The organism is Methylocystis sp. SC2, assembly GCF_000304315.1.
Classification (GTDB): domain Bacteria; phylum Pseudomonadota; class Alphaproteobacteria; order Rhizobiales; family Beijerinckiaceae; genus Methylocystis.
Genome location: NC_018485.1, coordinates 2,630,999 through 2,645,025 on the forward strand (window position 1 = coordinate 2,630,999; position 14,027 = coordinate 2,645,025).

Below are 14,027 nucleotides of genomic sequence, written 5' to 3' on the forward strand. Positions count from 1 at the left end.
GTCTTTTAAGCGCAAATCTGCATCCATTTTGGTGTCGTAGCAAGCTAGCGCAATTCGGCTGCGATTCGCTGGATCGCCTCCAGTTCCGCTTAACCGTCAAGTCATTGACATCCGACGATGGTCAAGAAAGGCGCGGACAAGGGCAAAAGCTCAACGACCGCTCAGTCACAACCTGAAATTCAAGCAAACTTAAAATTCGAACTGACCCGCCGCCGCCGGCTGAGGTCGGCATGCCGGCCCAAATACACGACCGCCTGGGCCATTTCGGACAAGGAAAGCTCGCGACTGTTGCGCGCCGTCAATAGACAAGCGCGGCGGCGTAAGCTCGAATGCGTATTTGATTCACCATCCGGCGCGCGGGGCCGAAGCGAGATGTGGCGACGGAGACGAACGAGCAGGCCGCCCGCCCCAAACAGACGACCGAGCTGGCGCAGCTTGCTCGCCGCAGCCGGCGCCAGCCTCGCAGCCCTTGTCGGGACGATGGGCGCCCCCGCCCGCGCCGAAGACAACGCCGTCTCTCTCGCCAAGCAGAAGTCGCTCACCGACACGCCGGGCGGCCCCAAGGATCAGCTGCGCAAGTTCGGGATCGACGTCGACGTCTGGATCACCCAGTTCTACCAGGGCATCACCGCCGGCGCGATCGATCGGACGGCGCGCTACGGCGGCAAGATGGACATGTTTCTGCGCGTCGACGGCGAGAAGCTCGGCTTCTGGAAAGGGCTCAAATTCAACGCGCAATATGAGCATTACTTCGGCCGCAATTTGAACCGGCAGGATCTGGCGCTGCTGCCGGTCAATGTCGCCCAGGCGTTTATCGAGATCGACGGCTATCACTCGGCCTTGTCGATGACGCTGACGCAGGAGCTCAGCGAAGACCTTTCGGTGACGATCGGCAAGTTCAACATGCTGACCCTCGCCGCGCAGACCCCGCTGGTCGGCGGCGGCGGCATCGACACCTTCATGAACCGGGCCTTCGCGCTGCCCTCGACCGGCATCGGCGTCAGTTCGCCGGAGAGCGTCGCCGACCGGCTGATTATCGCGCCGCCCTATCTCCTCGGCGGCGTCGCCGCGCTCAAGACCAAATATTTCGACCTCAGGGTCATGGTCGCCGATCCGCGCAACGCTCAGCAGGCGCGGGTCATCACGCGGCCCTTCGAGCGCGGCGTCGGCGCCGGTCTGATGGCGAGCGTCCCCATCGAGATCGGCGGCCTCAACGGATACCACACGCTGCGCGTCGCCTACAGCAATGCGCGCGGCTTCGACCTCGACGACATCGGCGAAACCCGACAGTCGATCGCGCGCCTTCGCGGCTTGACGAAAAAGGGCTTCTGGTTCGTCTCCTACGCCGTCCAGCAGTATCTGATGCAGAGCGAAACGGACCCTAAACTCGGTTGGGGCCTGTTCACGCTTGCGACTCTGTCGGACGGCAATCCCAATCCGGTCAGATGGAGCATGATCGTCGGTCTCGCCGGCTACAATCTCATGGCCGGTCGTGAGGACGATCGCTGGGGCGTCGGCTTCTATCATTACGGGCTGACCCAGCCGCTCCTTTCCGGACTGGCGGCGCGGCGAATCAATCGTCGCAGCGAAGGCGGCGTCGAGGCCTTCTATAATTTCGCGGTGACCCGATGGCTGCGGCTCTCGGGCGACGTCCAGATCATCGATCCGTGGAATCCGCTGCGGGCGCGGGCGAGCTATCTCGGCCTGCGTCTGCAGACGATATTCTAGGGGACAGATTTGACGATTGAGTCCTTGGGATTTCCCGTCGTCGACGTGCATGCGCATCTGCGCGACGCGCAGGGCGATCGCCAAAGCCTGTCTTCGGCCGATCGGCGCCCCGCTCCCCGCGCATGACGATAAAAGGATCGGAACGACCATGTCGTTCACGCCGCTCACGCGCGCTTCACCTTTCACTTGGGGCACGACCACCGGCGTCGTGCAGTGAAACGATAATAGTCCAGAGGACAGAACAGATCAGAAATAGTATTCAATCACCGAGACTTATCCTGAAAAAGCGAAATAACTAGACCGTCGCGCCAGAGTCGGCTACAATGACTGTGGATAATGATCCGGGTAGGGAATCGGCTCTTGAAGTCTGACGCGGCGGATCGATACGGAGCCGTCTTTTCTTTCGTGGCGGAGTTCGGCGCACGCTCGCATCGAGTGGCGAAAAGCAGCAGGGCCAGGGACGCGAAGAAATAGATGCGACCGCATTGCCTCCGCCTCGGCGGCGCCACCGCAGACTCCAAACGCTCGAATGGCGCGGCGATCGCTCCCGAAAGGTCAGGCGGGGCGTTGGGCTTTCCGCAACCAAATCCGCACGGCGAATATTGCGGGCGTCTCGTCAAGCCGGTTCTTGCGCCAGAGCGACAAAAGCTCCGATCGCAGCGCGACATTGATGACGATGCGCATGATGCGGCTCGGCGACCGGTCACGGCGACCAGCCGAGACGACGGACCTCAGCTTGGTATTTTTCTTTGGGGCGCCGCAATGATCATCTTCTGGATGGCGCTTGCGTTTTGGTTTTTTCTTGAGCGTGGCCCCAAGGCGTGAGCGGCGCCGAGTTTGGCGCGCCGCTGCGCCTGATCCCTTTCCATTAAAGCGGCGCCGCAGGCCTTGAACCTCGCGCGCCCAGAGCAGACGCGATACGCTGGCTGTGCGGCGGGATGGATCGACGCTCAACGAGATTGGGCGTTCGCCACCGAGGCCGGCGCGGGCCAAGCCCGGCCGCCGCTCATCTCACCAGCGCAAGGGTGGAGAAGATACGAGTGAGCGCAGATGTCAGCCCTTCCGCCTTCTTCAAGGCCGCGTCGCAAGGCTTCAGCGAAACGATAGGCTCCTGCCGGGGTCGCCCAGAGCTCGTCGGACTGCTCTGCGGGCAAGCTTTTGACAGCTTCACGCAAAACGTCGCCCTTCAGGCGGAAGGCGCGCCAGCCCTCGCCTGTCAGGGAGAATGCGCGGCCTGTTGCCGCCTTCGCGTCGTCGCGACGGCGCCGGAAATATTTCTGCTCGCGCGCTTCATTTCCGTCAACGCCGCCGCCTTTCGGGAGCGTGGCATCATGCTCCGCAAGCGCATCGCCGACGCCGATCAGGCCGTTGGCGGCCTGTCCGAAGAACAGCGGCTGACCGCCCAGCATGCCTGCCCGCTGATCGAAGGCGAATTATGCCTCGCCTATAAAATTCGTCCGCTCGCCTGCCGCGGTCATGCGGCCTTCGATAAGGCCTTATGCCTTGCGGCGGTGAGAGGCGAAGCCGTCGAAGCGCCGATCTCCACGCCGCATCTGGTTGTCCGCAGCCTCGTTCAGAACGCCCTGATGGCGGCGCTGCGGCGCGCCGGACTGGCTTGGGGACTCTATGAGGTCAACAGAGCGCTTAATTGCGCGCTCTCCGCGCCGCAGGCGCTCGAACAATGGATATCAGGCGAAGATCCCTTGGCCAACGCGCGGATTCCCGACTTCGACCTCAATGAAGCAGCGGCGATCTTGGACGCCGCCGCCACCGCATAGAGGGCGATGGCGCTGGTCGGAGGGAGAGACGTCAATGCGGCGGCATCCAGATCCAGAGCGGAGGCGGACCGGGAAATCGGACATCCTTTGCGATCGTAGTGTCGTCTACATTGTCCGGTTTCAGATAGACGTAATAATGATCGACGCGTTGAAATAACTCATTGGTGGGCGTGCTCTCGGGACTGACAAGCATGGTGTTGCTGAAACGCACATGCATGTAGTGGGGCAACAACTCGGTGAATTTCGCGAGGCGGGCCTCAAGAACGAAGCGGTAGAGCTGCCGGCCTGTGACTTTCAGCACTGCGGCGGTCGCGTCCTCGATCGGCGTGAGCGGCGCTTCCTGCCAGCCGACTCCCACCTGCACGAAACCCTGCACGCTCGGCGACATGACGTAGATGGGTTGTTCGGCTTTTGTGTTCTCCAGATAAATCGTCACCTCGTAACGGCCGTCGCCGAGCTGCGTAATCGACGCGATGTCGCTCTGCAAAGTCGACGTCGCAAGTTCTTCGAGCGCGGCGAGTCGCTGCCGACCGGCGTCAAGCTCATACTGCTGGTAGCGCGCGACGCCGTAATTCGCCGCAGACGCAATGACGAACAACAGCGCCGCGGCGGCGAAGATGCGTCCCGCCGTCGCCCATAGCGTCTTGCCGAGTTTTTCGAAATCGCGCGCGCCGCCTGCATCGGCGCCGACCGGCGCGGGCGTTTTTGGCGCGGGCGGTTGGGGGCGCCGGATCGGCGCAGGGGCGACGCCGCGCGGCGCGTCGCTCGGGAGGAGAATTCCTTGCCGCATCTCGAACATGCGATCGGCGCGTTGGGCCAGCGCATGGTTATGCGTGACGAGCGCCACGGCGAAATTTTCTTCTCGTCGCAAATCGTCGAGCAGCGCGAAGATCTCTTCTTCCGTCTCCTCGTCGAGATCGCTTGTCGGTTCGTCCCCAAGAAGCAGTTGCGGCTCATTGATCAAAGCCCGAGCGATGACGACGCGACGCTGCTCGCCGCCGGACATCTGTCCCGGAAAGGTCGTCATCCGCTCGCTCAGGCCGACGCGGGCGATAAGGCCTTGCGCGCGCGCATAGGCGCGTTCTGGCGTGACGGTGTCGCCGAGGAGGGCCGGCAAGGCGACGTTGTCGATGGCGCGAAGATTCGGGAGGAGGCTCGGGAACTGAAAGACGAAGCCGATCCGCTCCCGCCTGACGTCGGCAAGCTGCGCCTCGGACAGATCCCAGATCTCTTTCCCCGCCAGTTGAACCCGGCCCGCGGTCGGCGCCGTCAGCCCGCCGACCATGGCGAGCAGCGTCGATTTACCCGAACCGGAACGTCCGACGATCGAAACGAACTCGCCTGCGCCGACGATCAAATCGGCGGAGATCACCGCGTCGACGCCAGGATCGCCGCCGTAATGCTTGCGCAACCCCTTCGCGCAAAGGATCATCGCGCGCTTTCCATCTGGATCATCGCATAGGGTTCGAGACGCCGCGTCCGCCAGGCGGCGACGAAAGCCCCTCCGACGCCGATCGCGACGCCGCAGAGCGCGGCGGCGCCCGCCGCGATCCCTATGATTCCTGCAGGCGGGGCGTCGAAGGGCACGCCGAGAGACGAGAAGTAAAAACCGAGAGAACGGGCAAAAACGAAGATCAGCGCGAAACCCGCGCCGATGCCTAACAGGCCGCCAAAGCCTGTGATGAGACCCGCCTCGATAAGCGTGATCGATATGATCTGCGCCGGCCGCGCGCCCATGGCCCGTAGCACGCCGATTTCGCGATAGCGCTCCTGGACAATGGCGGAAAACAACAACGACACGAGAAAGAAGATCGCCAGCATCAGCAAGCCTGCAAAGATCGCCACGCCCCAGAAAAGACTGCCAAGCGATTGGCGCGCAGCGGTGAAGATCGGATTGCCCGTGACAATTTTGATTGCCGGGATCTGTCCGATGGCGAAACGCGCTTGCTCCGCCGAGGCGCCGGGCGACAGCTGCAGGAGAAATGCAGAGACACGATCCCGCGCGATTGACGGAAGGCATTCAGGCCGTCCTGCGGCGTGATCATGATGCGTCGCATCGACCTCTTCCGAAGGCGAAGTCGCGGGCGGATGAACAGGAATGTTCGCAGGGCGCGCCCGGATCGCGGCGGCGACAAGTTCGTCGAGCGCGGAAAAGGTGATGAAATAAGATTCATCGAAGGGGCCCACGCCGGTTCGGCCCAATCGGCCCGTCACGACCAGCGAACGGCCACAAATCGTCAGGGCTTCGCCGGTCTTCAGCGCGACCCGCTCCCCAACAAGCAGGCCCCCCGTGGCCGCTACGGGTTTCTCCCCCGCGGGCAGCCAGGATTCGACGGTGAAATCGGTCGCTTGATCATAGGCGATCAGATTGATCGCGCGCCCCTCGACGCTCGCGCGGATGAGACGCTGCGCGGCGACCTTCGCCACGCCGGGAACGGCTCTGAGCTTGTCGCCCAGCGCAGCATCCAGATCGAGATCCGTCGGCTGTATCGTGAGCAACGTGCTGGTGATGTTCACCAGGGCGCCACGCGGCACGACAAGGAGATCGGCGCCCATTCGTGAAAAGGTCGTCAAGATTCCTTCCCGCAACGACCAGCCGGTGACGAAGCCGGAGAAGACGACCCCGACGGCGATCATCACCGCCAAGCCGAGCAGGAGACTGCGCAGCAGCCGACGGCCGACGTTCTGAGCGCCGAGCCGCACCAGCAGGAAGCGCGCGCGATGGCGTTTCGTCATAGCGGAACCGTTGTCTGCAGGTCGATGCGGCCTGGCGTATGAGGCGGGGCCGCTTCGTTGAGTAGGCGCGATCGCTTGAGAGGCTCGTCGCCGGACGCAAGCGAGAGTCGTCTTCGCGGGTTCCGATCCTGTCAGACCGTGGTGCAGCGGCTGTGGATCAATTCTTCGTTGTTCCGCGGAACAATGACGCAGTCGTGGTGACCGCCAAAGTTCGGGATATAACCGACGGGCTCCAGCGTATCCTGCGTAAAGATGAAGGTTCCTCCTTCGAGCCGCTGGAATCCGCTGAAGATCGCGAGCACATATTTGCCGTCATAGGTGACATGCATGGTCTGCAGGTCAACGCCAACGTTCTCGAAGCGCTTGATCGTCGTCCAACTATTGGTGTCGACGACGACGATGGCGCTTTTCGCCGGCTTGCGATGCAGCTCGGAGACAAACATCTTTGAGCCGTCCATCGAATAGGTGATGTGGAACGGGCTCGGCGTCGAGCCGACCCAGTGCGAATCCTTGAACTGGGTGACTCGCTTCCAGTTGCGCGGATCGCGGTCCGAACAATCGAACACGCCCATGCTGTTTTGTCGGGTGTTGTTCGTCATCGTGAACCATTTGCCATGCGGCCCAAAACCGCATTCGTGTCCCGACGACACGACATTATCCAGCTTAATGTCCCAAATGCCGTCGGCGATTTTCTTGACCGGAATGCTTTCCTTGGTCGTGCCGTCCGGAGAAGAGATGCACGCAACCGGCTCCATCGTCGTGCGGTCGATGACGACGCCGACGGCGAACATGCGAAGCGTCACCAGCGAGAGCGGATGGATGGGATGGTGGACGCAATTATCGGCGCCGGTCAGCGTCTTCACCGAGTCGCCCGGAAGCTGTCCCGAATAGGCGAGATACTCGCCCATGGGCACCATCTCCCAATCGAGTTTGTTTCCCCTGACGCCGCGATAATCATAGAGCCCGGTGTCAGGCGCCTTTACGAGACGGGAAACGCGAACGGTCCCTCCCTTGAACCAATTGTCCTCGAGCACGCCGTCCGGCTCGTTTCCACGCCAGTCGAAACGGAAGGCGTCGATCACCGTCGTCTTCTGGTTTCCGGTCGCGCGATTGAAGAAGGCGACCACATCCTTTTGCCCGTCCGCGACCGTGAAGCCAGACGCATCCGGGAAGATGACGGTGTGCACGCCAAGTCCGATCCCCGTGGTCTCGGCGACATTCTCGAGCAAATTCATCTGCTGCCCGTCGAAGCCGACGCGATAGATCTGATTGCCCTGGCCCCACAAAGGATCGAGCATTCCATGTTCTCGGATCTGCGTGGGGATGCCATAAATCAGGACGTTCTGCGCACCCTGAGTCGAGTTTACGAACTCGAAGCCCTTGCGCGGGTCGGCCGAAGGGAAGGCCGCGAGATGATGGGCGATCGGGCAGCTGTCGCCATAATTCCAATATTCGATCCAGGCCATTGTCTTGCCGGTCGCAAGATCCTGCACCTGAGCACCCCCGCCGAGCTTCGTCGGGGTGAGCCAGACATAGTCGCCGAGCGTCGCAAGACGCGGCGCATTCGCCTCCGCCGCCGACGCTGAGTCTCCCATCAGCCGTGAGAACAGCCCTGTCGCGTTAGCGGATTTGCCGCCTAAGATGGTCCCGATGATTCCGGCCGTGGCGGCGCGCAGCACTTCTCGGCGTTCCACCCGGCCACGCTGATCGTGAGCCCGCGCAACCTGCGGCGCGGCGATCTCCGACGCCACTTTTTCCGACGGGAAGTTTTGATCGGTAGTCATCGGTCTCTCCCTAAGCGCGCAGCGAGCTTGATCCCATCCATTGGATCGAGACGTCGAAAAGGTCTGCGATATAGTTCTTCGCCCGGCAAGCATTTTTGTCGATGCTCAAGATTCGCTTGAGCGAGGTGGTCGCGCTTCTGACGCGGCCAATGAGCTACGCCCCCGGACAATAATCCGATCTTTCGCCCGCGACCCAAGCGGCGGAAACCGAAATATCCGTCGGGTCGAACGCTATCATGTCGGCGCGATATCCCGGCGCGAGCCGCCCGAGCGAGCGTCCGAGCCCCAGAAACTCGGCGGGGTGGCGAGAGGCGCAGCGCAGCGCCTGCTCCAGAGGCAGGCCGAGAAGCCGCACGCAGTTGCGCACCGCGCTCGCCATCTCGATCGACGATCCTGCAAGCGCGCCCTCCTGCGTCCGGCAACTGCCGTCGCGCACAGTGATCGGCGCGCCAAGGAGATCGAACTCCGCCTTTATCCCGCCGACCGGCGGCATGGCGTCGCTCACCAGCATGGGGCGCCCGACGCCGCGCATCGCCAATCCTAGCATTGCGGGCGCGACGTGCTCGCCGTCGACGATCATCCCGTAAAAGGCGTCGGGCGACTCGAGCGCCGCCGCGACAGGTCCGGGCTCGCGGGCGGAAAGCGGACGCATCGCGTTGAACAAATGCGTGAAGCCCGTCAGGCCTTGCGCCATCGCGGCGCGGGTTTGCGCATAAGTCGCCATCGAATGACCGAGCGAGACCTTCGCGCCCGCGGCGACAAGTTCGGCGATGAAGCCGTCGGGCGCCTCCTCTGGCGCGAGCGTCACGAGCAATACGCCCGCGCGAAACGCGCCGAGCATCTGGCGATGATGGGCTTGCGGGCGGCGGATAAACGCGCGCCGATGAACGCCCGGCTTTTCCGGCGACAGAAAAGGGCCCTCGAGATGGATCCCGAGAACGCCGGGCTCGCGCGGCATGATTGCGCTGACGGCGCCAAGCGCCGCCGCCATCGCCTCATCGCTGTCGGTGATGAGCGTCGGCAAAAGCGACGTCACGCCGAACTTGCGATGCGCCTGCGCCATCTTCGCCAGAGCGGCGGGCGTCGGATCGGCGTTGAAAAGGACGTCGCCGCCGCCGTTGACCTGAATGTCGATAAAGCCGGGCGCGAGCCATGCGCCTTGAGGGACGTCGTAAACGTCAATCGAAGAGGGGACATCCGATCTCGGCGTCAGCGCCGCGATTTGCATATCTTCGATGACGACGGCGAAGTCGTCATGTTTTTCGTCGCCGTCGAAGACGACGTCCGCGGCCACCGCGCATCGAGAGCAGCCGTTCATCGCGTGCGCGTGATCTTGCGCAGGTGGCGCGGCCGGTCGGCGTTCTTTCCGCGCATCGCCGCCAGGCGGACGACCATGGCGTAGAAGCTCTGGATCAGACAGATCGCGTCGGTTTCGGGATGTTGGGGAGGCAATGCTGGAAGCCGGTCCGGAGTCCGCTCGTTCGAGGAGGTGATGAAGACCGCCGCTCCCTTTGCCCTGAGATCCGCGGCAAGCTGCGTCATGCCCGCGGCGGCGGCGTCGGTCGGCGCAAACATGAGCACGGGATAGTGAGGCGCCACCAGAGCGACCGGGCCGTGGAGGAATTCGGCCGACGAAAAGCATTCCGCATGCAGATCCGAGGTTTCCTTCAGTTTCAGGGCGGCCTCGCGCGCGATGGCGAGCGTCGGACCGCGTCCGATCGTGACGAGGCTTTCGGCGCCTGCGATCTTCTCCAGGACGCCGCTCCAGTCGAGGTCGCCGGCGGCGGCGAGGCGATCCGGCAATGACACCAGCGCGTTCGCGAGCGGCTCGTCCTCGGCCCAGAAGGCCACCAGTCGGGCAAGCGCCGCAACCGATGCGACGAAGGTCTTGGTCGCAGGGATGCTGAGCTCGGGGCCCGCCGTCATCGGCAACACGAATTCGCAGGCCTGCGCCAGCCCGCTCGCCGGGTCATTGGTGATGCAGGCGGTCACCGCGCCGCAAGCGCGCGCCGCGGCGGCCTGTTCGATGATGTCGCTGCTTTCGCCCGACTGTGAAATCGCGAGAAAGAGCTGGTCAGTCAGGCGCAGAGGCCGATGATAGATGGTGGTGATGCTGGGCGCGGCGGGCGCCGTCACGACGCCGAGGTATCGCTCGATCAGATGCTTGCCGAAGGTCGCGGCATGCGCCGAACTGCCGCGCGCGCAGGTGACGACGACTTGAGGCGGCGTGCGGCGTAAGCGATCCGCGAGCATAGGGAGAACCTCGGCGAGCCCGTCACCCTGCCGTCGCACGGCCGCCGGAGCCTCTCGCATATCGGAAATCATCTGCGCGTCGAGGACGGTCATTGGTTGAGGCTTCCGGTCAAACCCATCAGCACAGAGATTGAGCCGGACGCGCGGGAAAGCAAGTTCCAGCGCAGCTCCCGCGTCGGCGCCGGCGTCATGAGCGGGCTGACAGGAAGCTTAGCTTGAACTCTTCCCAGCATTTGGCCATATGCGCCATATCAGCTGGAATTGCGCCGATGTGCCCGACGGAGACCGAACGCCAAAGTCCGCGCTATGCCAAGATCGACGTCTGGGAGCCGGCCGAGATCCTGGATTCGATGATCGAGGGGCAATTTTCCGCCGTCGCCGCCGTTCGCGCCGCGCGACCGGCGATTGAGCGGGCGGCGCTGGCGATTGAGCGCCGGCTGCGCGGGCCTGGACGGCTCGTTTACGTCGGCGCGGGCACATCCGGTCGTTTGGCCGCCCAGGATGGGGCGGAGCTCATGCCGACCTTCGGCTGGCCGCAAGATCGGCTTCTGCTCCTCATGGCGGGCGGACAAACCGCCCTGCTGCACGCCGTCGAAGGCGCCGAAGACCAGGACCACCAGGCGGTCGAACTCGTTCGGCGGCATGAGATCGGGGCGTCCGATGTGACCGTCGCGGTGGCCGCAAGCGGCACGACGCCATTTACGCTCGCCTGTTTGCGCGAGGCGAAAAACAGAGGCTCCTTGACGATCGGCGTCGCGAACAATCGCGGGACGCCGCTTCTCCAGGAGGCCGACCATGCGATTTTTCTCGAAACCGGCGCGGAGCCGATCGCCGGCTCGACGCGGATGAAGGCGGGTACCGCCCAGCGAATTACACTGATTCTGCTCTCGTCGCTCGTCATGATCCTGCTCGGGCGCGTCTACGACGGCCTCATGGTGGATGTGCAGGCTTCGAACAAGAAACTGGTCCGACGGAGCGAAAAAATCCTGTCGCGGCTGACCGGCCGCGGCGACGAGGAGATCCATGAAGCCTTGCAGCGCGCCGGCGGGAGCGTGAAGCTCGCCTTTCTCTTGCTGCAGGGCCACGGGCTCGCCAAGGCGGCGGCGGCGTTGGAAGAGGCAGAGGGCCATTTGCGTCGCGCCATGAGCTTGATGGTCGAGCGGCCAAAGGCGGCGGACCTTCGAGAGAGCCAGCCGTATATTCGTGAAGACGCGACGCACGAATAGGGCTTAATCGCGCCGGTTTAGACTCTGCGCGCTCGCGCTGCACTCGGATTTCAGCTTCCGTATGCGTGTGATCGACGCCTCGGCGTGCGCCCGCATCGACGCATCCTGCGCGTAGGCCTGGAGCAGCCGACGGGCGAATTCCGCCGCCTGGTCCTGCTCGTCCTTCAAGTTGTTGCCGATGAGGATCAAATCCGCGCCGGCGTGAACCGCCTTGGCGCAGGCCTCGCCCGTCGACATCAGCTTTTGCACGCCCTGCATTTGCAAATCGTCGGTCAGGATGCAGGCGTCCGGCGCCCAGGCGCGCATTTTATCCACCGCGACGGCGGAGAGGCAGACGGGCGTGTCTCTCTCCCATTGATTCACGATGCCATGGCTGAACAGGACCATCGGCACGCGTAAGATCAGCTCCTTGAACACATTCACCTGCGCATCGGTCAGGCAATCGGAAAGATCCATGACATGGTCATGGGGGTTCACCTTCGCGCCGCCGGTTCCGGGGAAGTGCTTCAAACAGAGTTTCAAATTCACCGAAGCAGCGACTTCCGCCAGCGCCTCCGCGCATTCTTTGACAACCTTCGGATCGCTCGAATAGCTGCGCTGGACGGACCCCACATCCGGGCTGTCGGGGTTTATGTCGAGATCGACGACCGGCGACAGGTTCACATCGATGCCGATCTGTCGCATCTGCGCATAGGAGGGACGTAATACCTCCCGTCGTTCTGAGTCTGTCAGTCGACCGAACTGGCGAGCGCTGGGCAGCGCAATAAAGCCGCGCTCTTCCTTCAGCCGGCGGACCTTGCCGCCTTCTTGATCGATAAAAATCAGCGGACGCGAGGGGAGAGCGTGAAGTCCCTCGCAAAGCTCCTCGAGCTGAGCCGGGTCAAAGACGTTCCGTTCGAATTTTTTATCGGTACAGTCGTAATCGAAAAGAATGACTCCGCCCAAGCCGAAGCTACGGGCGAAATCCCGCAGCCAGCCAGGGATGAGCGGGTCGCGAAAACCCAAGATGAACAGTTCGCCGATCGGGAGGTCCATGAGCGTAAGATGGTAAGGGCGAGAGGACTGTCAAAGCAGTCGCTCGACGCCATCCACCTCGATGTTGCGCTGATCAGCTGATGTCAGACTCAACTACATGTCGGAGGCTCGTTAAGGCGGCGCATCGTCCTCAACTCTGTAGCCGCGATATCAGAGTTTGCGCACAGCGCCGTCGGCTGTCTCGACCCTGATGTCGGCGAAACGGCATGCGCCGCGGCGGCGCTGGAACGGCGTGATCGCCAACAGCCAGACATGGCTGATCGCCTTGGCCGATCCGGCGATATGGGCGGCGTAGTCGGAAGCGACGTCCCGTTCCAGCTCCCGCCACGATCCGAGGCCCTTCGTGCCGGAAGCGACGATCATATGGGTCTCGATGGCGTTCCAGCCGGCCAGCGGACAGCGGAAAACCTTGCCCTCGGGCAGCGCCGCGCTCCAGATATAGGTGAGGTCCTGCCCGTCGTCGAATTTCACGCCGATGGACAGATAATCGTGAACGGGCGCCTGATCTTCCGGTACGGCAGACGGCAGCTCGTCGATCTTCCAACGCCAGCCGAGTTTCGGAGCGGAGGCGAGTGGAAGAGTCAGCGGCCGCTCGATGATGGAAGCGGCTCCCGCGCTCTCGCAGACGATCTCGCCGTTCGCGTCCCAGACGAAGCTCTCCTCGCCGCCGCCGAGCAAAAAGAGATTGGACCAGCCTTCCGGCAGCCTGCGATTACGGCGCAGGCGCGCGAGCTCCGTCGCCATAAGAGCGCCGACGTCGCCACTCGCGGCGGCAAGGCTCGCGAGAAGGCTCGCGAGGCCAGTGGCGGCGTCGCCGCGCCATAGAAGCGCAAGGCCGGTCATTCTCACGTCGTCCTTGCGATAAACGTCCGCCGGAATCGTAAGTCGGCCGTCCGCGTCGGCGTACAGCGTCGCCAAGCGGGCCACCTCGACGGGACCGTCATGCGACGCGGTCATGGTGCTCGTGTCCGTGCCCGGACTAAAGATCGGCTGTCGATTCCGCACGCGCGCGTGGAAGGCGAGACCGGGACGAAACCACAGGTCATGTTGACGAGACAGCCACCATCGTCCGGCGACGAGAAAAGTGATCTGCTGACCTTTCACGGCCTCAAGGCCGAGATCGATCCACGGCGGATCGGAGCCGTTTATCTCGAAGACGCGATAGTCCGCGAGTTCGGGCGAATGCGCTCCGGCGAGAAGATCCTCGATCCCCTTCCTGAAATCCGCCGGCGCGGGAACGCCCTGCTCGGCGGCGAAGACGGCCTCGGACGCGAAGGGCGCGGCGACGCCGAGAGCCATCGCGCGCCGCAAGATGTCGCGCCGCGAAACGCCGCCCCACGCCGTTCCATTCGCAGCGCGAGAAGGATTGAGACAATAAACGCACATTGGCTTTCTTTCTGATCTTTCGCCGAAGCGGCGTGACTGGCGCGGGTTCATCAGCGGAAGGCGGAATGTTATGCTTCACGCCGAAGAACTGCATGCCAGGA

The 14,027-nt window shown here is 63.3% G+C and carries 12 protein-coding genes; 4 read left to right on the forward strand and 8 right to left on the reverse strand.

Annotation, left to right across the window (positions count from 1 at the left end; translation table 11 throughout):
- Positions 1-435 precede the first annotated feature (435 nt).
- Both BN69_RS12670 and BN69_RS19250 read left to right on the forward strand, forming a co-directional pair.
- Positions 436-1,728, forward strand: a complete 1,293-nt coding sequence (locus BN69_RS12670; RefSeq protein WP_244434940.1) for a carbohydrate porin — start codon at positions 436-438, stop codon at positions 1,726-1,728.
- A gap of 16 nt (positions 1,729-1,744) precedes the next feature.
- The gene (locus BN69_RS19250) at positions 1,745-1,945 is read left to right on the forward strand and encodes a hypothetical protein (RefSeq protein ID WP_148277112.1); all 201 of its coding nucleotides are present in this window, start codon (positions 1,745-1,747) and stop codon (positions 1,943-1,945) included.
- A 338-nt stretch (positions 1,946-2,283) separates the two neighbouring features.
- Here BN69_RS19250 and BN69_RS19255 read toward each other — a convergent pair whose 3' ends face one another.
- Positions 2,284-2,721, reverse strand: coding sequence for a hypothetical protein (locus tag BN69_RS19255; RefSeq protein WP_148277113.1), 438 nt, complete (start codon positions 2,719-2,721; stop codon positions 2,284-2,286).
- 47 nt (positions 2,722-2,768) lie between these two features.
- Between BN69_RS19255 and BN69_RS12680 the strand changes: the two genes are divergently transcribed.
- Positions 2,769-3,506 carry a YkgJ family cysteine cluster protein gene (locus tag BN69_RS12680; protein ID WP_014892020.1) on the forward strand — a complete coding sequence of 246 codons (738 nt, stop codon included), beginning with the start codon at positions 2,769-2,771 and terminating at the stop codon, positions 3,504-3,506.
- A gap of 31 nt (positions 3,507-3,537) precedes the next feature.
- Here the strand turns inward: BN69_RS12680 and BN69_RS12685 are convergent, their stop codons facing one another.
- The 5 genes from BN69_RS12685 to BN69_RS12705 all read right to left on the reverse strand — a co-directional run bounded on the left by BN69_RS12685 (position 3,538) and on the right by BN69_RS12705 (position 10,372).
- Positions 3,538-4,938 (reverse strand): ABC transporter ATP-binding protein, encoded by a 1,401-nt coding sequence (locus BN69_RS12685; RefSeq protein ID WP_014892021.1) that lies wholly within the window; start codon positions 4,936-4,938, stop codon positions 3,538-3,540.
- Entirely contained in the window at positions 4,935-6,242 is a 1,308-nt protein-coding gene (locus BN69_RS12690) for an ABC transporter permease (protein WP_014892022.1), read from the reverse strand. The genes BN69_RS12685 and BN69_RS12690 overlap by 4 nt, the downstream gene beginning before the upstream one ends.
- A gap of 131 nt (positions 6,243-6,373) precedes the next feature.
- Positions 6,374-8,026, reverse strand: a complete 1,653-nt coding sequence (locus BN69_RS12695; protein ID WP_014892023.1) for a hypothetical protein — start codon at positions 8,024-8,026, stop codon at positions 6,374-6,376.
- A 154-nt stretch (positions 8,027-8,180) separates the two neighbouring features.
- Positions 8,181-9,320, reverse strand: a complete 1,140-nt coding sequence (nagA, locus tag BN69_RS12700) for an N-acetylglucosamine-6-phosphate deacetylase (protein ID WP_051013460.1) — start codon at positions 9,318-9,320, stop codon at positions 8,181-8,183.
- A 20-nt stretch (positions 9,321-9,340) separates the two neighbouring features.
- Positions 9,341-10,372 carry an SIS domain-containing protein gene (locus BN69_RS12705; protein ID WP_014892025.1) on the reverse strand — a complete coding sequence of 344 codons (1,032 nt, stop codon included), beginning with the start codon at positions 10,370-10,372 and terminating at the stop codon, positions 9,341-9,343.
- Positions 10,373-10,548: 176 nt separating this feature from the next.
- On the opposite strand from BN69_RS12705, the gene BN69_RS12710 reads away from it, so the two are divergent.
- A complete protein-coding gene (locus BN69_RS12710; RefSeq protein WP_014892026.1) occupies positions 10,549-11,505 on the forward strand; it encodes an N-acetylmuramic acid 6-phosphate etherase in 957 nt (318 codons plus the stop codon).
- Between the two features lie 3 nt (positions 11,506-11,508).
- Here the strand turns inward: BN69_RS12710 and BN69_RS12715 are convergent, their stop codons facing one another.
- Both BN69_RS12715 and BN69_RS12720 read right to left on the reverse strand, forming a co-directional pair.
- A complete protein-coding gene (locus BN69_RS12715; protein WP_014892027.1) occupies positions 11,509-12,540 on the reverse strand; it encodes a glycoside hydrolase family 3 N-terminal domain-containing protein in 1,032 nt (343 codons plus the stop codon).
- Between the two features lie 150 nt (positions 12,541-12,690).
- Positions 12,691-13,926 carry a DUF3047 domain-containing protein gene (locus tag BN69_RS12720; protein WP_014892028.1) on the reverse strand — a complete coding sequence of 412 codons (1,236 nt, stop codon included), beginning with the start codon at positions 13,924-13,926 and terminating at the stop codon, positions 12,691-12,693.
- Positions 13,927-14,027 lie beyond the last annotated feature (101 nt).

What these genes read in the sequence shown, in the direction of transcription:
- BN69_RS12685 (WP_014892021.1), bottom strand. Translation starts at nt 4,938, where the DNA reads ATGATCCTTTGCGCGAAGGGGTTGCGCAAGCATTACGGCGGCGATCCT.
- BN69_RS12690 (WP_014892022.1), bottom strand. Translation starts at nt 6,242, where the DNA reads ATGACGAAACGCCATCGCGCGCGCTTCCTGCTGGTGCGGCTCGGCGCT.
- BN69_RS12695 (WP_014892023.1), bottom strand. Translation starts at nt 8,026, where the DNA reads ATGACTACCGATCAAAACTTCCCGTCGGAAAAAGTGGCGTCGGAGATC.
- BN69_RS12705 (WP_014892025.1), bottom strand. Translation starts at nt 10,372, where the DNA reads ATGACCGTCCTCGACGCGCAGATGATTTCCGATATGCGAGAGGCTCCG.
- BN69_RS12710 (WP_014892026.1), top strand. Translation starts at nt 10,549, where the DNA reads ATGTGCCCGACGGAGACCGAACGCCAAAGTCCGCGCTATGCCAAGATC.
- BN69_RS12715 (WP_014892027.1), bottom strand. Translation starts at nt 12,540, where the DNA reads ATGGACCTCCCGATCGGCGAACTGTTCATCTTGGGTTTTCGCGACCCG.
- BN69_RS12720 (WP_014892028.1), bottom strand. Translation starts at nt 13,926, where the DNA reads ATGTGCGTTTATTGTCTCAATCCTTCTCGCGCTGCGAATGGAACGGCG.